A 16469-nucleotide genomic window follows, 5' to 3' on the forward strand; every position below is an offset into this window, starting at 1 on the left:
TCTCTTTTCGGCCAGTGGTCCACTTTACTCCAGCCCGCGCGCGAAAGCGGCGGTTCCCGCCGACCCGTCCGGCGGTCGGCCTCAGCGCGCGAGCGCCTTGTTGGTGGGGCGGATGTCCTCCCCGGTCAGGTGGGCGTGCGCGGCGTAGGCCGCCAGGGCCCCCGAGAGCAGCTGCGCCCACGGCTCCGCGCCCGCGGCGCTGGACGCCGAGGCCAGGAACAACCCGGGTGCTGCCGGGTCGCTGACGAGGGGACGCCGCCGGAGCTGGTCGAAGAAGGTGCCCTCGCGGCGCAGCGGCCGGGGCCGGCGCCAGGCCACGCCGGGGTCGCGGGCGTCCACCACGGCGCGGGCCGGCGACGGGTCGGCGGGGGCGGCGTCGGCCAGGGCGACGCCGCGGTCGGCGATCCGGTCGCGCAGCACGTCGACGAGTTCGGAGGCGGGGCGGGCCGCGCCCGCGGCGTCCAGGAGGCGCCAGCGGCCGAACGTCCGCTCGACGGCGAGCCGGGAGATGAGCCAGGCCGGGGCGGCGCGCGGGTCGAGGCCGCGGTCGGTCGCCAGGGCGGTCACGCGGGCGGCGAGCGTGGGGTGCGGCAGCGTCCGGGCGACGTCGGCGAGGCTGCGGCGCGGGTGCAGGCCGGCGCGCGTCAGGGCGGCGTCCGACCCGGTGGCCGCGGTGATCTCCGCCTCGACGCCGAGCGGGCGTAGCGCCTGCCAGGTCGCGTCCGCGGCGTCCACGAAGGAGCGCCAGGCGTCGGCGTGGGCCGCCCCGAGGGCGTCGCGGTCGGCGTACCAGCGCTGCCCGCGGTCGGTGGGCGGGTCCGGGTCGGCGACGAGTTCCAGGCCGTGCAGGCCCAGGGCGCCCGCGGCCGGGCGTCCGGACTTCTTGAACAGGTCGCGCCACGGGGCGGGGAAGTCCAGGGTGGGGCCCAGTTCGGCGCGCAGCGCCGCCGCCCAGTCGTCGCGCCCGGGCACCAGGACGACGGTGTGCCCGACGCGGGCCAGCCGGACGGCCGCCGCGACGCCGGCGAACGTGCCGCCCAGGACGGTGACGTCGGCCACGGTCAGGCGGGCGCGGGGGTCTTGTTGCGGTCGCGCCACTGCCGGAACTTCACCCAGCCGCGCTTGATGCGGCTGCTGATGGCGTACAGCACGATCAGGCCGGCGATCAGCAGGACCGCCACCACGACCGCCGCGGCGATCGGGGCGAGCGCGACGAGGGTCGCGATGCCCGTGACCGCCACGTCGCCGGCCGAGGAGGCGGCCACGTTGGTGAACGGCTCGGGCGAGGTGTTGACCGCCAGCCGGATGCCCGCCTTGGTGAGGTGGCTGAGCAGCGCGGTCACCCCGCCGACCGTGGCCAGGGCGATGGTGGCCAGGTCGCCGCTCGCGCCCGCGTACACCGCGCCGATGACGGCGCCAGCGATGGGACGCACGACGGTCGAGGCGGTGTCCCAGACCGAGTCGACATAGGGGATCTTGTCGGCGACGACCTCGATCAGGCACAGGATCCCCATCGCGATCAGGACGTCGGTGCGCTGGAACCCCGCGGGCACGCCCTCGATGCCGGCGAACCGGCCCAGGACGCCCAGCACCAGCACGGTGCCCCACGCGTTGATCCCGCTGGCCCATCCCGAGGCGAACGCGGCCGGAAGCATCTCCATGGCGGACAAGCGTAGCGACGTGCGCCGACGCGGCCCGCATCCGGGCCGCGCGCGTCAGCCGGGGGAGCCGGAGTCGAGGCGGTCGGGGGCCAGCAGCGTGACGCGCGCGCCGGAGACCGCGATCAGGCGCTCGCGCTCCAGCCGGGCCAGCGCCCGGCTCAGCGACTCGGGCGTGGTCCCCAGGTAGGCGGCGACGTCGCGCTTGGCCCACGGGAACTCCACCCACGGGCCGCCCGGGCCCGGCGTGGCGGGCAGGTCGAGCAGGTAGGCGGACAGGCGCTCGGCGACGTCGACCGTGGCCAGCGCCAGGCGGCGCTCGGCGTCGGCCAGGCGCCGGCTCTGGACGCGGAGCAGGCCCAGGGCGAGTTCGGGGTGCACCGTGAGGGCCCGCCGCAGCCCGGCGCGGTCGAACGCGCACATCTCGGCGTCGGCGAGCACCTCGATGTGGTCGTCGGGGGCCTCGCCGGTGAAGAACGCGTGCTCGCCCACGACGTCGCCGGGCCCCGCGACGCGCAGCAGCCGGCGGCGTCCTGAGGTGTCGATCCGCTCGACGCGCAGGCGTCCGGTGTGGACGACGAACAGCCCGGCCGGCGGGTCGCCGGCGCGCTGCAGCACCGTCCCGCGGCGCAACCGGCGCGGCATCGCGAGGGCGCCCAGGGCGTCCTGCAGGGCGGGGTCGAGCTGCGCGAACGCCGGCACCCTGCGGACGCACGCGTGACCCGCGGCGTCGTTCGAGGTGGCCATGCCCCACTGTGGCACGCGGCGCGGGCCCGCGGCCTTGATCGACGTCAAGGCGCCGCCCGCCGGCCCGACCTAGCGTCGGCGGCAACCCACCACGATGATGAGAGGTCACCATGTTCCACCTGATCAGCGCCCTGTCGAAGCTCCTGCCCGCCGCCCGCGCGCACTGCGACACCGAGGGCGGCCCGGTCGTCACCGACGGCCGCCGCTCGCTGTCCGACGGCGACCTGGACCACGCCCTGAAGTGGATCCCCGCCGACGCGGAGCCCGAACTGCGCGACGTGTTCGCCGACGCCATCGCGGTGCGCGCGATGGCCGCCCAGGCGCAGCGCGTGGCGGACCGGCTGTTCCTGGAGACCCTGGTGCGGCTGCACCGGGCCGGCGAGGGCGTGGCGTTCACCGGCATCGAGCGGGGAGCGGTGACGCTGCCGCCGGAGGTGGTCGCCGCGGACGAGGCGCTGGTCAGCGGCGACATCGTGCCGCTGCGCGAACTCGTCCCGCCCGAGCGCCGCGACGAGCTCGGCCGTCGGTTCGCCGCGGCGCGGGCGCTGCGCGGCTACGACCTGTCCGACGTGGCGGCCGGGCGCGCGTACGTCGCCGCCTACGTGGACTTCGTGCACTACGCCGAGGGCCACGAGCACGCCCACGAGCACGCGGCGCACGAGCATGCGCACGACCACGCGGGCCACGACGCGGACGCGCACCCCGAGCCGGCCCATGCGTCCTGAGGGTCGGAGCCGACGCCCGGGCTGGCTGCCGCTGGCCCGGGTCGAGGGCGCCTCGATGCTGCCCACGCTGCGTCCCGGGGACGTCGTCGCGACGCTGCCCGCGCTGGGACGCGTCCGGCGCGGCGAGGTGGTGCTGCTGCGGCGCGGCGGCGTCCTGCTGGTCAAGCGCGTGGCGGCCGGCCCCGGCGACCTGGTCGAGATGACCGCCGGACGCCTGCGCGTCCTGCCCGGCGGCCACGACGCCGACTCGGCGTCCGGCCCGGGCGCGCGCTGGGCGGTGCCGCCGGGGAGCTACTTCGTGGTCGGCGACGCCGCCGCCGCGTCCTCGGACTCGCGGAGCTGGCCCGATCCCTTCGTGGCGCGCGCCGACATCCTCGGACGCGTCCGGCGGCGGTTCTCCGGGGTGGGCACCGGCGTGCGTTGACTCCCCCCGGGGTGCGCGAGTAACGTCGCGCGGCTGCCCGTACGCCGAGGGAAGGACGCAGCATGCGCACGCCACCACCGGGGCTGGTCTTCCGCCGGCTCGAGGTACCCACCGACCTGGAGGGCCCCGCCGGCGACGACTTCCGGGCGTTCACCGCGGTCCGCAACGCCATCTACGCCGAGATCGCCGGCAACCACGACGAGGACGCCGACCCGGCGGAGATCCTGGCCAGCTACCGGCCGCACGAGCACGCGGACAAGCGCGCCTGGCTGGTCGAGCTCGACGGCGAGGTCGTGGGGCGGCTCGCGGTGAACTTCCCGCAGGAGGAGGGGTCGCGGACCAGCTATCCGTTCGTCGAACTGCTGCGCGCGGTGTGGGGCCGCGGCATCGGCTCCGCCGCGCTGACCCTCCTGGAGGACCTCAGCGCCGAGAACGGCCGCCCCGTGGTGCAGCTGTGGGCCGAGCATCCCGACGCGCCCGGCGCGCGGATCACCCCGCCCACCGGTTACGGCAGCGTGCCCGACGACCACGTCGCCCGGTTCTTCGCGCACCGCGGCTACCGGCTGGAGCAGATCGAGCGCAAGAGCGTCCTGGACCTGGCGGCCTCCGCCGAGCGGGTCGCCGCGCTGCACGAGCAGGCGCGGGCGGCGTCCGGCGGCTACCGCGTCGTGTCGTGGGCGGGCACCACCCCGCCCGAGTTCGTCGAGGGCTACGCCTGGATGAAGTCGCGGATGTCGACCGACGCGCCCTCGGCCGACCTGGAGATCGACGAGGAGGCCTGGGACGCCGCCCGGATCGCCGAGGAGGACGCCGACCAGGAGGCGGCCGGGCAGCTCGTGCTGGTGACCGCCGCGGTGCACGAGGTGAGCGGCGAGCTGGCGGCCTTCACCGAGCTCGTGATCGGCCCCGATCGGGGGGCCGCGACGCTGCAGGGCGACACCCTCGTGCTGCGCGAGCACCGCGGCCACCGCCTCGGCCTGCTGGTCAAGACGGCCTCGCTCCTGGAGTGGCGCCGCCGCGTGCCGGGATCGCCCCGCCAGCTCACGTGGAACGCCGAGGAGAACCGCCCCATGCTGTCGATCAACGAGCTGATCGGCTACGTGCCCGCCGCCTACATCGGCGCCTGGAAGAAGGAGCTCCCCGCCGACTGACCCGCCCGGGTCGGGACGCCACGCCCGGACCCGCGTCAGGACGCGGGCTCGGGCCGGGTGAGCGGCGGGGTGAGCGCCGTGGCCGGCCCCCGGCGGTAGAGCTGCGCGGGCCGGCCGCCGTCGCGGACGGTCGTCGCGCCGGTGGGCTCGATGAAGCCCGGAGCCCCGGTGACCTTGCGGTGGAAGTTGCGTGGGTCGACGCCGGCGCCCCACACGGCCTCGTACACCCGCCGGAGGTCCGCGATGGTGAACGGCTCGGCGCAGAACGCGGTGGCGAGGGTGCTGTACTCCAGCTTGGCCCGGGCGCGCTCCAGCCCGTCGCGCAGGATCGCGCCGTGGTCGAACGCGAGTGCGGGCTCGCCGCGCAGCAGTGCCTCGACCGGCACCCAGCGGGCGCCCGCGGCGTCCGTGCCGGCGACCGGCGTCGGGAGGTCGGGGAGCAGGGCGAGGTGCGCGACGCTGACGACCCGCATCCGGGGATCCCGGTCGGGGGCGCCGTAGCTGCCGAGTTGCTCGAGGTGGCCGCCCGCCAGGAGCAGGCCCGTCTCCTCGGCCAGCTCGCGGCGGGCCGCCCCGAGGAGGTCCTCGTCGGGGCGGACGAAGCCGCCGGGCAGCGCGGCGTCACCGGCGAACGGCTCGACGCCGCGGTCGATCACCAGGGCGTGCAGGACGCCGTCGCGGAGCGTGAACACGACGAGGTCCACGGTGACGGCGAACGGTGGGAACGCGGTGTCGGGCTGGTCCATGGAGCCAGGCTAACCGGTGATCGTCACGATGACGACAACTACTAAGGGTCGAGTTGACGCTAAGCGCGGTGCGAGTTATCGTCTAGGTGACGCGAAACAGAAGGAGGCGTCATGGCCGACATCACCCGCTACCCGTTCTTCCGCCACCTCCGGGGCACCCCGACCGCGTACGTGTCGCAGCTGCGCAACGGCGCCGTCGTCCGCGAGGGGGTTGGGCTCTCGTTCTGGTTCCGGCCGCTGAGCGCCGCGCTCAGCGAGGTCCCCGTCGACGACCGCGAGCTGCCGCTGCTCGTGCACGCCCGCACCGCCGACTTCCAGGACCTGACCGTGCAGGCCACGCTGACCTACCGGCTCGCCGACCCCGCGCTGGCCGCGCGCCGCATCGACTTCTCCCTCGACCCGGACGCCGGCGGCTGGCACGGCAGCCCGCTCGACCAGGTCGCCGGGCTGCTCATCGACACCGCCCAGCAGCACGCGCTGGCCACGCTCGCCGGGCTCGACGTCACCACCGCCCTGACCCGGGGCGTCGCGCCGGTCCGCGACGCGCTGGCCGCCGGGTTGGCGTCCGACCCGCGCCTGGCCGAGACCGGCATCAGCGTCGTCGGCGTCCGGGTGGTGGCGCTGCGTCCCGAGCCGGACGTGGAGAAGGCGCTGCAGACCCCGACGCGCGAGCGGGTCCAGCAGGACGCCGACCGCGCCACGTACGAGCGGCGCGCGCTGGCGGTCGAGCGGGAGCGGGCCATCGGGGAGAACGAGCTGCAGACCCAGATCGAGCTCGCCCGGCGCCAGGAGCAGCTCGTCGCGCAGAAGGGGCTCAACCAGCGCCGGCAGGCCGAGGAGGCCGCGGCCGCCCAGGCGATCGCCTCCGACGCGGAGGCGTCGCGGACGCGCACCCTGGCCGCCGCCGGCGCCGACGCGACCCGGCTCACGGGCGCCGCGGAGGCCGAGGCGCAGGCCGCCAGCCTCGCCGCCCACGCCGCCACGCCCGAGGGCGTCCTGCTCGCCCTGGCGCTGAAGGAGCTGGCCGCCAACCTGCCCGCCATCGAGAACCTGGTGCTCACCCCGGACCTGCTCGCCCCGGTGTTGGCCCGGCTCGGGGTGGGCGCCAAGGACGCGGCGTGACCGGCCTGCCGCCCCGGGCGGTGCTCGTGCACCGCCGCACCGAGTTCGCCGAGCTGCTCGCCCGGCACGGCACCCGGGGCCAGGCGGCGTTCTTCCTCGCCACCCGCGGCCGCGACCTGGCCGAGGTGGAAACCCGGCACGAGCGGATGGAGGCGGCGATCGCCCGGGTCGCCGCCTCCGTCCCGGCCGACTGGCGGCAGGGACGCGTCGAGCGCGCCGACCTCGACCGCTTCCTGTTCGCCCCCGAGGACCGCATCGTGGTGGTCGGGCAGGACGGCCTGGTCGCCAACGTCGCCAAGTACCTCGACGGCCAGCCCGTCATCGGCGTCGACCCCGAGCCGGGGCGCAACCCCGGCGTCCTGGTGCCGCACGCGCCCGACGACGTGGCGCGCCTGCTCGCGGAGTCGGGCCGGACGGCGCCGCTGACCATGGTCGAGGCCGTGGCCGACGACGGGCAGCGGCTGCTCGCCCTCAACGAGGTCTACCTCGGCCACCCGAGCCACCAGACCGCGCGCTGGACGCTGCGCGCCGACGGGGGCGACGAGCGGCAGGCGTCCTCGGGGCTGATCGTCTCGACGGGGACCGGCGCGACCGGGTGGTGCGCGTCCGTGGCCCGCTCGCGCCGGACGCCGCTGCGGCTGCCCGGCCCCACCGAGGCCGCCCTGGCGTGGTTCGTCCGCGAGGCCTGGCCCTCCCCGGCCACCGGCACCGACCGCGTCGAGGGGCTGCTCGGCCCTGACGCCGCCCTGGAGATCGTCGTCGAGACCGACGGCCTGGTCGCCTTCGGGGACGGCATCGAGGCCGACCGGCTCACCCTCGCCTGGGGTCAGCGCGTCCGGCTCGGGGTGGCGCGGCGGCGGCTCATGCTGGTCGCCGGCTAGCGCGCCACGCCGCACAACGACGTTGTGAGGGCGCCGTGGCCGTGGTTAGTGTGGCCGGGACCGCGCGGCGCGGAGCCGCCACCGACCGTTGAACGACCGGGGGACACATGACCACGACACCCAAGCACGCGCGCGGCGCGGGCCTGCTGGCGGCGGTGATCGCCGCCGCGACGCTGAGCGGCTGCGTCGGCGGCCCTGCGCCGGCGGGTCCCTCCGACACACCGCCGCCCGCGCCCGGGACGGCCTCGGCGACCCCGACCGACAGCGTCGCGCAGGAGTCCGCCAAGAAGGCCGGCATCGACCTCACCGAGCTCGGCGACCCGATCGGCTCGGCGACCATCCCGGCGCAGGGCACCGACTCGGCCGAGGACACCCTCACCGTCACGCTGCACCAGCTCAAGCGGGTCGGCCCCAGCGTGCTGGGCGTCTACTCGTTCGAGGTCGAGTCCTCCTCGACCGACGCGCAGACCCTGCGGGCCTACCTGGGCGGCCTGCCGTGGCGTCCCTACCTGATCGACCAGGTCAACCTCACCAAGCACGCCGTCCTGGAGGGCGGCACGGCCAGCGCGCGCACCGACTCCGACTCCGTCAGGTTCGCGCCCGGGCAGACCCACTACGCGTACGCCTACTTCGCGGGGCCGCCCGCCGACGTGACGGCCATGGACGCCATCATCACCGAGGGTGCGCCGCCGGTCACCCAGGTGAAGCTGTCGTGAGGCGCGCCGTCCTCGCCGCGGCGCTCGCCGCGGGATCGCGGCCGCGGGCACGACGCCGGCCCTCGCGTTGACCGGTGACGAGTGGACCGCCGAACAGCGCGCCGACAGCATCACCCCGCTCGAGAAGGGCATCACCCCGCTCGAGGGCGCCATCACCCCCGTCCAGACGGTCAGCACCGAGCAGGGGGCCACGACGATCAGCCTGCAGTCCGACGTGCTGTTCGCCTTCGGTTCGGCCGAGCTCAGCCCCACGGCGACCGCGAAGATCGGCGAGCTGGTCCGCGGCATCCCGGCCGGGACGACGGTGAAGGTCGACGGGCACACCGACTCCATCGGGGACGACGCCTCCAACCTCGAGCTGTCGCGCCGGCGCGCCGAGACCGTCGCGGCGGCGATCCGCGCCTCCGGCCTGGATGTGACCCTGGAGGTCGCCGGCCACGGCGAGAGCCGGCCGGTGGCCCCGAACCAGAGCGCGGACAAGGACAACCCCGAGGGTCGCGAGAAGAACCGGCGGGTGACGATCTCCTACGGCGGATGAGGCGCGTCCCGCGGCGCGGAGCGGGCCTCCCGAGGCCTCCTCAGCGGGCGTCGGCGTCGAGCCAGTGCACCCAGCGGCCGTGCGACTGGGCGCGCGCCCGCACGACGCCGTCGAGGGCCACGATGAAGTGCGGGGTGTACGGACCCGGCGGGAGGGCGTCCACCGCCGGCCGCAGTTCTGTGATCACGGTGGGCCCCTCGAAGGAGAGCCAGTGCGCGCCGCCGGCGCGGATCGCGTCCACCACGGCGTCCCGGTCGTCCCGCTCCAGGTAGGCCAGCGCGGCCGAGTGCAGCACGACGGGGGTGGCGTCCGGCGCCTGCGCCCGCAGCGCGTCCAGGTGGCGGCGCAGCAGCCCGGCCGGATCCTCCGTCAGGTCCGCACGCGTCGTCGGCGCCGGGTCGGACGCCGCGGCGTCCAGCGCGGCCGCCAGCCGCCCCTCCCGGTCCTGCTCGCCCGGCCACACCAGCGCGCGCAGCCAGCGCCGGACGTCCGGGTCGGCCACCTCGAGCGGGTTGCGGTCCAGGCCGTGCCGGGCGGCGATCACCAGGCCGGCCGGATCGGCGGGCAGCGGATCGTCCGTCACGCAGGGGAACGTCGGGGCGTCCGCCGGGGCCGCCGCGGGGGCGGCGGTCAGCTCGACCGCGCCGGTGTAGGCGTACCGGTAGCGGTCGGCCAGCAGGCACAGCCCGCCCGAGGTGCCCAGCTCCAGCAGCGCGATCGGCTGCGGCAGGGACGCCAGCAGCGGCGCGAGCACCGTGCAGCGTCCGGGCTCGTTGGTCTGGGTGTTGCGGGTCAGCACGATCTCCTCGATCGTCGGCCAGTTCCGCTCGACCCAGGCCAGGAAGTCCGGGCCCGGCTCGGTGGGGCCGTCGAGGTAGCGGATCGCCGCCAGGAACCGGTTCGGCTGGCGGGCCTGCCCGGGCAGCGCGTCGAGCCGGTCGGCGATCGCGGGGGTTTCGGCGATCCAGGCGCACAGCCGCCCCCAGGTCGGCGACGTCGGCTCGGCCTCGGCGCCGAACCACTGGTAGAGCTCGTCGATCGGCGTCCGGACGAACGCGTGCGCATCCTTCATCGGGGGATTATCGCGGCGCGAGCGGGCCGTCGGTCGGGTGCCCGGATCGTGGCGGGACGCCGCGTCGACCCGCGGGGTGGCCGCCCGGGTTCAGGCCCGCCGCCGGGGGCTGCCGCCCCCGTGTGCACCCGCGAGCCGGGCGCCGCGGCCCGGTCATCCGTACGAGCCGAAGTCCTGGGCCTGATGCATGCGTGCCCGCTGCTGGGCCTGGTGGCGGCGGGCGTCCAGGTCGGCCTCGAGCCGATCAGCCTCCCGCGGCGCGGCCGTGGGCGGCGTCGTCGAGGCGCGGCGGCTGAAGCGTCGGCGTAGGTCGGTCCACCATCCCATGGTGACTCCTCGGGGTGTGGGCACCCTGAGGTGGGGCGCCGGTTGCGCTGAGGCTACCCCGGCGGACGGGGCGGGGGAACCCTCGAAGGATGGGGTGTCCGTGGCCGCGCACCGACCGCCGTTCGGAGGGCGCTCGCCCGGGAGGGTGGCGTCCCATCCGGGACCGCGCACCGGCCCCTGGCGAGGGGGGTCGCGGCCGTCTTGACGCAGTGTCGGAGGCCCGGCTTATAGTGAATCTCCCATCGAACAGACGTTCGAATGGTGGTTCCTTCGGGGTGGTCATGCGGCGCTACGACGAGCCGATCGCGGTGCGGTCGGGCGAGGTGGACGGGGCTTTGGGGCCCGTGGAGTTCCTGTGGCGGCGGCGGCTGTGGAAGGTGCTCGACGTCGAGACCACCTGGCGCGAGACCGCCGACTGGTGGTCGGCGCCCGGGGACGACCTGCTGGCCGAGTCCGAGATCTGGCGGGTGCTCGCCGCCCCGAACCGGGCGATGGTGCCGGGGGTCTACGAGCTGGCGCATCCGGTCGCCGGCGACGAGTGGTTCCTGCGGGCGGTGATGGACTGATGTCCCAGCCGATCCGTCCCGCCCGCGGCGAGCGGCCCCGCACCGACCGGCCGCGCGCCGACCGTCCCCGCGCGGGCCGTCCCCGCGGCGAGACCGTGCGTCCCGAGCCGGGGCGCCCCGAGTCCGGCCCCGCGCAGGACCGCGCCGAGCCAGGGCGGGACCGCGCCGAGGCCGCGCGGGAGGGCCGCGCCGAACCCGGGCGGGACCGCGCCGAGCCGGGCGTGGGCACGCCCCCCGCCGCAGCGACGCGTGACGCGCCGGCCCCGGCCGCCGTGCCCAGCGTCGACGCCACCCTGACCGCCGCCGAGGCCGCGGCGACGCCGGCGCGGCGGTTCCTGCTCGCGCACACCGCCGCGCTGCAGGTCGCCGCGCTGGTGCTGTCCCGGCGCCGCGCCGACGTGTCCGGGCGGCCCGGCGCGTGGGCGGCCCTGACCCGCGTCGCGCCCGAGCTGGGGGAGTGGGCCGCCTACTTCGACGCGTTGGCGCTCAAGCGCCGGGCCGTCGAGGCGGGCGCGGTCGGGCTCGTCACCAGCCGCGAGGCCGACGACCTGATCCGGGACGCCCACGCGTTCGCCCGCGCGGCCGGGGTGAGGGTGGGGGCGCATGGCTGACCCGTTCGTCCACCTGCGTGTCGCGTCGGGCTACTCGCTGCAGTACGGCGCGAGCCACCCCAGCGCGCTCGTCGCCGCGGCGGCCGGCCATGACATGGACACCCTCGGGCTCACCGACCGCGACGGCCTCTACGGCGCCGTCCGGTTCGCCAAGGCGTGCATGGTCGCCGGGGTGGCGCCCGTCGTCGGGGTCGACCTGGCCGTCGAGGACGCCGGCGCGCGCCCGCGCGGGCCGCGCGACCCCGCGCCGCCGCACCGCGCGGTGGTGCTGGCGCAGTCGCGGCGCGGCTGGGGCTCGCTGTGCCGCCTCGTCACCGCCACCCACGCCCGCGGCGAGCGCGGCACCCCGGTCACCACCCGCGGCCTGATCGGGGAGCGCCGCGACGACACCGTCGTCGTGCTCGGCCCGGACTCCGACCTGGGCGCCGCGATCGCGGCCCGCGACGAGCCCCGCGCCGAACGGGTGCTGGGCACCTGGTTGGAGCGGCTCGAGCGCGACCAGCTCGTCGTCGGCGTCACGAACCACCACCTGGCCGGCGCGGGGCCGGGCTCCGCGCGGCTGGCCGGGCGCATGCTCGCCTTCGCCGACGCGCACGGGTTGACCGGCGTGCTGACGAACGCGGTGCGGATGGCGCGCAAGTCCGACGCCCCCGTCGCCGACGTGCTGGACGCCGCCCGCCGGCTCGTCCCGCTGGACGCCCGCAACGTCGACCGCCGCAACGCCGAGGGGTACCTCAAGTCCGGCAAGGAGATGCTCGCCGGCGCGCAGGAGGTCACGCTGCTCGCCGGGCGCCGGGACGCGTCGCGCCTGATCGGCGACACCCGCACCCTGGCGCTGCGCTGCGCGCTCGACCCGCGCGCCGACGTCGGGCTGGGTGAGATCCACCTGCCCGAGTTCGACGTCGTCGGCCGCGGCGGGGCGAACGCCTACGCCGAACTGCGCGCCCGCTGCCGGGCGGGCCTGGTCGCGCGCTACGGCGCCCCGAGCGAGGCGGCGTCCCAGCGCCTCGACGACGAGCTGGCCGTCATCGGGCAGATGGGGTTCGCCGCCTACTTCCTCACCGTGGCGCACGTGGTGGAGCAGGTGCAGGGCATGGGCATCCGGGTCGCGGCGCGCGGGTCGGGCGCGGGCAGCCTGGTCAACTACTGCCTGGGCATCTCCGGGGTCGACCCGATCCGCTACGACCTCATCATGGAGCGGTTCCTCTCGCCGCTGCGCCGGGCGCTGCCCGACATCGACATCGACGTGGAGTCCGCCCGCCGGCTGGAGGTCTACGACAAGGTGTTCGCCGACTTCGGGGCGGAACGGGTCGCGGCGGTCGCGATGCTGGACACCTACCGCGTCCGGCACGCCATCCGCGACGTCGGCGCGGCGATGAGCCTGCCGCCGGGCGACATCGACGCCATCGCCAAGTCGTTCCCGCACATCCGCGCCCGCGACGTCCGGCACGCGCTGCGCGAACTGCCCGAGCTGCGGCGGGCCAACCTGAACGACTCCCAGCTGCGGGTGCTGTTCGAGCTGGTGGAGGGGCTGGACGGGCTGCCCCGGCACGTGTCGCTGCACCCGTGCGGCGTCATCCTGTCGGACGCCACCCTCGGCGACCGGACGCCGACCGAGAGCTCGCTGGGCGGCTACCCGATGAGCCAGTTCGACAAGGACGACGTGGAGGACCTGGGGCTGCTCAAGCTCGACATCCTCGGCATCCGGATGCAGTCCTCGATGGCGCACGCCCTGACCGAGATCGAGCGGGTCGGCGGCGGCCGCGTCGACGTGGACGCCCTGGCCCCCTACGACGACGAGGACGTCTACGCGATGATCTCCCGCGCCGAGACGATCGGCTGCTTCCAGATCGAGTCGCCCGGCCAGCGCGAACTCGTCGGCAAGTTCGGCCCCAGCGAGTTCAACGACCTCATCATCGACATCAGCCTGTTCCGGCCCGGGCCGGTGAAGTCCGACATGGTCGTGCCCTTCCTGCGCGCCCGCAACGGCTGGGCGCAGGCGTCCTACCCGCACCCCGACCTGATCCCGGCGCTGGCCGAGACCCGCGGCGTCATCGTGTTCCACGAGCAGGTGATCAAGGTCGTCGCGGCGATGACCGGCTGCTCGCTCGCCTACGGCGACGAGGCCCGGCGCGCGCTCGGCTCGCCCGCCGGCCAAGAAGACGTGAAGCGCTGGTTCTTCCCGGCGGCCCGGGAGCGCGGCTACGGCGAGCCCCTCATCGAGGACGTGTGGCGGATCCTGGTCTCGTTCGCGTCCTTCGGGTTCTGCAAGGCGCACGCCGCCGCGTTCGCGCTGCCCACCTACCAGTCGGCCTGGCTCAAGCACCACCACCCGGCGGCGTTCCTGGCCGGGGTGCTGACCCATGACCCGGGCATGTACCCCAAGCGCCTGATCCTGGCCGAGGCGCGCCGCGTCGGCGTCCCGGTGCTGGGGCTGGACGTCAACGCCAGCCGGGCCGTGTACCGCGTCGAGCCCGACGGGGACGCCCTCGGCATCCGGCTGGCGCTGACCGACGTCAAGAACATCAGCACCGCCGAGGTGGAGCGCATCGAGGCCGGCCAGCCCTACGCCGGGCTGGTCGATTTCTGGCAGCGCGCCGCCCCGGGCGTCGACGTCGCCGAGCACCTGGTGCTGGCCGGCGCGTTCGACTCCCTCTACGGCATCGGCGCCCCGCGCCGGATCACCGCGCACGGCCGGGTCACCCGCCGCGACCTGCTGCTGACGGTCTCCGACCTGGAGCGCGCCGACCGCGTCCACGCCCGGGCGCACGGCCGGGCCCGGGGGCTGGCCGGCGACGGGGCGACGGGGAGGCAGGCCGTCCAGCTGGCGCTGGACCTGACCTCCGACGGGGCGGCGCCCGGCTGCGACGTCCGGGTCTCGGGGTTGCCCGAGATGACCGCGTCGGAGCGGATGGCCGCCGAGCTGTCGGTGCTCGGCCTGGACGCCACCCGGCACGTGATGGAGGAGCACCGCGCCTTCCTGGCGGCGCTGGGGGCGACGTGGTCGGCCGATCAGCTCTCCGCACGCAGCGGCGCCCGGCTGCTGGTGGGCGGGGTGAAGGTCGCCACGCAGACGCCGCCGGTGAAGTCCGGGCGCCGCGTCATCTTCCTCACCCTCGACGACGGCACCGGGCCCGTCGACCTGACCTTCTTCGAGGACGCCCAGGGCGGCTTCGCCACCACGGTGTTCAACTCGTGGCTGCTCGTCGGGCTGGGCGAGCTGCGCCGGACCGGCGCCCGCGGCGTCTCGCTGCGCGCCCTGGGCGCCTGGGACCTGCTGCAGTTGGAGGCGCTGTGGCGCTCCACCCTGGAGGAGACGGGCGACGAGCGGGCGGCGATCGCGGCCGTCCGCGCGCTCATGGACGAGTCGCTGGCGCTGCAGGCGCAGCAGGAGGCCCGGGAGGCGGGGCCGGGGCGGACAGACTGGAACGCCAGGAGCCAGGACCGGCCCTACGCCGACACCGAACACGCCGGCGCCGCGGGCGGCATGGGGCAGCGCCGCGTCCTGGTGCACCCCAGCGGTTTCGTGCAGTCGCCCTACACCGACGTCGCGCCGGCGGGGGAGTCGCCGCGCGCGATCCCGCAGCGCTACGCCGACCCGGGGCGCAAGCTGTGGCACTCCAGCCCGGGCTCCTCGGGGCGCTGAGCCGTGCCCGTCATCGCTCACGTCGACATGGACGCCTTCTACGTCGCGGTCGAACTGCGCCGCCGCCCCGAGCTGCGCGGTCGCCCCGTGTGGGTCGGCGGCGCGAACCGCGGCGTGGTGCTGTCGGCGTCCTATGAGGCGCGGGCGTTCGGGGTCGAGGGCGGCATGTCCTCGACGCGGGCGCGGCGGCTGTGCCCCGACGCGGTGGCGATCCAGCCCGACTACGACGCCTACGAGGCGGCCTCGGAGGGCGTGTTCGCGATCTTCTCCACCATCACCCCGCAGGTGGAGAAGGTCTCCCTCGACGAGGGCTTCCTCGACATCACCGGCACGCGGCGGCTGCTGGGGGAGCCCGAGCAGGTCGGGGAGCTGATCCGGGCGCTGGTCGCCGACGAGCAGGGCATCCCGTGCTCGGTCGGCGTCGCGCCCACCAAGCTGATCGCGAAGATGTCGTCCAACCGCGCCAAACCCAACGGGCTGTTCCGGGTGCTGCCCGGCGACGTGATCGCCTTCCTGCATCCGCTGCCGGTGGAGAAGGTGTGGGGCATCGGGCCGGCGACCACCGGCGCGCTGAACAAGCTGGGGCTCTACACCGTCGGCGACGTCGCGCACACTCCGAAGTCGACGCTGCAGCGGGCGTTCGGGGCGCGGGCCGGCGGCGAGTTGTGGGAGTTCTCCTGGGGCATCGACGGCCGGCGCGTCGTCGCCACCGAGGCGTCCGAGCGGAGCGTGGGCAGCCAGGAGACGTTCGGCAAGGACACCGACGACCTGGGGCTGGTCACCACCGAACTGCTGCGGATCAGCGCGCGGGTCGCGTCCCGGATGCGGCAGGCGCGGGTGGTGGGCCGCACCGTCACGCTCAGCCTGCGGTTCGCCGACTTCCGGACGGTGCAGAAGTCCCTGACGCTGCCGTACCCGACCGACGTCACCTCCGAGATCCACGCCGCCGCCTGCCGGCTGCTGGCGGCGTACCGGCTGGAGCGGCCGCGGTTGCGGCGCGTCGGCGTCCGGGTGGAGAAGGTGCTGGACGTCGACCAGGTCGCCACGCAACCCGCCCTGGACGAGCCGGAGCACGGCTGGCGGGAGGCCGAGCGGGCCGCCGATGCGGCCATCGCGCGGTTCGGCCCGGACGCGGTGTCGCGTGCGACCTTGACCCGGCGCCGGGGTCAGGGCTGATCACGGTTCCGTTTGGCACTTTCGCCGCTTACACTTGGGGCCACAACCGGGGTAGCCCCACCGACGAAGGGAGGCGCGATGGCACTGTCCGAGCACGAGCAGCGACTGCTCGACCAGCTGGGAGCGGCCCTTGCAGCCGAGGATCCCAAGCTCGCCAATACGTTGCGGGGGAATCGAGCGCGTACCCTTCATCGCCGCCGAGCCGCCCTCGCGGGCCTCGGCTTCGTCGTCGGCGTGGTGGCCCTGCTGGCCGGCATGCAGTTCGGCTGGGTCATCAGCGTCGTCGGGTTCGTCGTGATGCTCGCCTCGACCGTCCTGGCGATCAGCGCCTGGCAGCACGTCGAGCGCGGCACCCAGGAGCAG

The 16469-nt window shown here is 75.7% G+C and carries 17 protein-coding genes and 1 pseudogene; 12 read left to right on the forward strand and 6 right to left on the reverse strand.

The window, feature by feature from the left end:
* Window positions 1–81: 81 nt before the first annotated feature.
* Genes G7070_RS19975 through G7070_RS12510 form a run of 3 tightly spaced genes read right to left on the reverse strand, consistent with a single transcriptional unit; the run spans window position 82 to window position 2405 of the window.
* Window positions 82–1098 carry a phytoene desaturase family protein gene (locus G7070_RS19975; protein ID WP_206079773.1) on the reverse strand — a complete coding sequence of 339 codons (1017 nt, stop codon included), beginning with the start codon at window positions 1096–1098 and terminating at the stop codon, window positions 82–84.
* On the reverse strand, window positions 1062–1661 hold the full coding sequence (locus G7070_RS12505) for a DUF4126 domain-containing protein (protein ID WP_166234015.1): 600 nt from the start codon (window positions 1659–1661) through the stop codon (window positions 1062–1064). The genes G7070_RS19975 and G7070_RS12505 overlap by 37 nt, the downstream gene beginning before the upstream one ends.
* Before the next feature lie 54 nt (window positions 1662–1715).
* Window positions 1716–2405, reverse strand: a complete 690-nt coding sequence (locus tag G7070_RS12510) for a Crp/Fnr family transcriptional regulator (RefSeq protein ID WP_166234016.1) — start codon at window positions 2403–2405, stop codon at window positions 1716–1718.
* Window positions 2406–2515: 110 nt separating this feature from the next.
* On the opposite strand from G7070_RS12510, the gene G7070_RS12515 reads away from it, so the two are divergent.
* From G7070_RS12515 to G7070_RS12525, 3 genes are all read left to right on the forward strand, one after another.
* Window positions 2516–3130 (forward strand): DUF6448 family protein, encoded by a 615-nt coding sequence (locus tag G7070_RS12515; protein WP_166234017.1) that lies wholly within the window; start codon window positions 2516–2518, stop codon window positions 3128–3130.
* The gene (gene lepB, locus G7070_RS12520) at window positions 3120–3554 is read left to right on the forward strand and encodes a signal peptidase I (protein WP_166234018.1); all 435 of its coding nucleotides are present in this window, start codon (window positions 3120–3122) and stop codon (window positions 3552–3554) included. Before G7070_RS12515 ends, lepB begins: the two co-directional genes overlap by 11 nt.
* A 62-nt stretch (window positions 3555–3616) precedes the next feature.
* The gene (locus tag G7070_RS12525) at window positions 3617–4705 is read left to right on the forward strand and encodes a GNAT family N-acetyltransferase (RefSeq protein WP_166234019.1); all 1089 of its coding nucleotides are present in this window, start codon (window positions 3617–3619) and stop codon (window positions 4703–4705) included.
* A gap of 35 nt (window positions 4706–4740) precedes the next feature.
* Here the strand turns inward: G7070_RS12525 and G7070_RS12530 are convergent, their stop codons facing one another.
* Entirely contained in the window at window positions 4741–5451 is a 711-nt protein-coding gene (locus G7070_RS12530) for an NUDIX hydrolase (protein WP_166234020.1), read from the reverse strand.
* A 111-nt stretch (window positions 5452–5562) separates the two neighbouring features.
* Here G7070_RS12530 and G7070_RS12535 point away from each other — a divergent pair, with 111 nt between their 5' ends.
* The 4 genes from G7070_RS12535 to G7070_RS12550 all read left to right on the forward strand — a co-directional run bounded on the left by G7070_RS12535 (window position 5563) and on the right by G7070_RS12550 (window position 8708).
* Window positions 5563–6573, forward strand: coding sequence for an SPFH domain-containing protein (locus G7070_RS12535; RefSeq protein WP_166234021.1), 1011 nt, complete (start codon window positions 5563–5565; stop codon window positions 6571–6573).
* Entirely contained in the window at window positions 6570–7454 is an 885-nt protein-coding gene (locus G7070_RS12540; RefSeq protein WP_246227078.1) for an NAD(+)/NADH kinase, read from the forward strand. The genes G7070_RS12535 and G7070_RS12540 overlap by 4 nt, the downstream gene beginning before the upstream one ends.
* Window positions 7455–7561: 107 nt before the next feature.
* A complete protein-coding gene (locus G7070_RS12545) occupies window positions 7562–8170 on the forward strand; it encodes a hypothetical protein (protein ID WP_166234022.1) in 609 nt (202 codons plus the stop codon).
* Between the two features lie 67 nt (window positions 8171–8237).
* Window positions 8238–8708: an OmpA family protein gene (locus G7070_RS12550; RefSeq protein WP_166234023.1), complete on the forward strand. Its 471-nt coding sequence runs from the start codon at window positions 8238–8240 to the stop codon at window positions 8706–8708.
* A 40-nt stretch (window positions 8709–8748) separates the two neighbouring features.
* Here G7070_RS12550 and G7070_RS12555 read toward each other — a convergent pair whose 3' ends face one another.
* Together G7070_RS12555 and G7070_RS12560 are read right to left on the reverse strand one after the other, a co-directional pair.
* Entirely contained in the window at window positions 8749–9780 is a 1032-nt protein-coding gene (locus G7070_RS12555; RefSeq protein WP_166234024.1) for a DUF2332 domain-containing protein, read from the reverse strand.
* 153 nt (window positions 9781–9933) lie between these two features.
* The gene (locus G7070_RS12560; protein ID WP_166234025.1) at window positions 9934–10107 is read right to left on the reverse strand and encodes a hypothetical protein; all 174 of its coding nucleotides are present in this window, start codon (window positions 10105–10107) and stop codon (window positions 9934–9936) included.
* A 281-nt stretch (window positions 10108–10388) separates the two neighbouring features.
* On the opposite strand from G7070_RS12560, the gene G7070_RS12565 reads away from it, so the two are divergent.
* From G7070_RS12565 to G7070_RS19980, 5 genes and pseudogenes are all read left to right on the forward strand, one after another.
* Window positions 10389–10673 (forward strand): DUF6504 family protein, encoded by a 285-nt coding sequence (locus tag G7070_RS12565; RefSeq protein WP_166234026.1) that lies wholly within the window; start codon window positions 10389–10391, stop codon window positions 10671–10673.
* Entirely contained in the window at window positions 10673–11284 is a 612-nt protein-coding gene (locus G7070_RS12570; RefSeq protein ID WP_166234027.1) for an SAV_6107 family HEPN domain-containing protein, read from the forward strand. The genes G7070_RS12565 and G7070_RS12570 overlap by 1 nt, the downstream gene beginning before the upstream one ends.
* Window positions 11277–14930, forward strand: a complete 3654-nt coding sequence (locus G7070_RS12575) for a DNA polymerase III subunit alpha (RefSeq protein WP_166234028.1) — start codon at window positions 11277–11279, stop codon at window positions 14928–14930. Before G7070_RS12570 ends, G7070_RS12575 begins: the two co-directional genes overlap by 8 nt.
* 3 nt (window positions 14931–14933) lie before the next feature.
* Complete coding sequence (gene dinB, locus G7070_RS12580) at window positions 14934–16106, forward strand: DNA polymerase IV (RefSeq protein WP_246227080.1); 1173 nt, start codon at window positions 14934–14936, stop codon at window positions 16104–16106.
* A 78-nt stretch (window positions 16107–16184) separates the two neighbouring features.
* Window positions 16185–16361, forward strand: a pseudogene (locus tag G7070_RS19980) (DUF3040 domain-containing protein); the annotation flags it as partial.
* Window positions 16362–16469: the final 108 nt, after the last annotated feature.

The sequence above is a fragment of the Propioniciclava coleopterorum genome, from assembly GCF_011393335.1.
Taxonomy (GTDB): domain Bacteria; phylum Actinomycetota; class Actinomycetes; order Propionibacteriales; family Propionibacteriaceae; genus Propioniciclava; species Propioniciclava coleopterorum.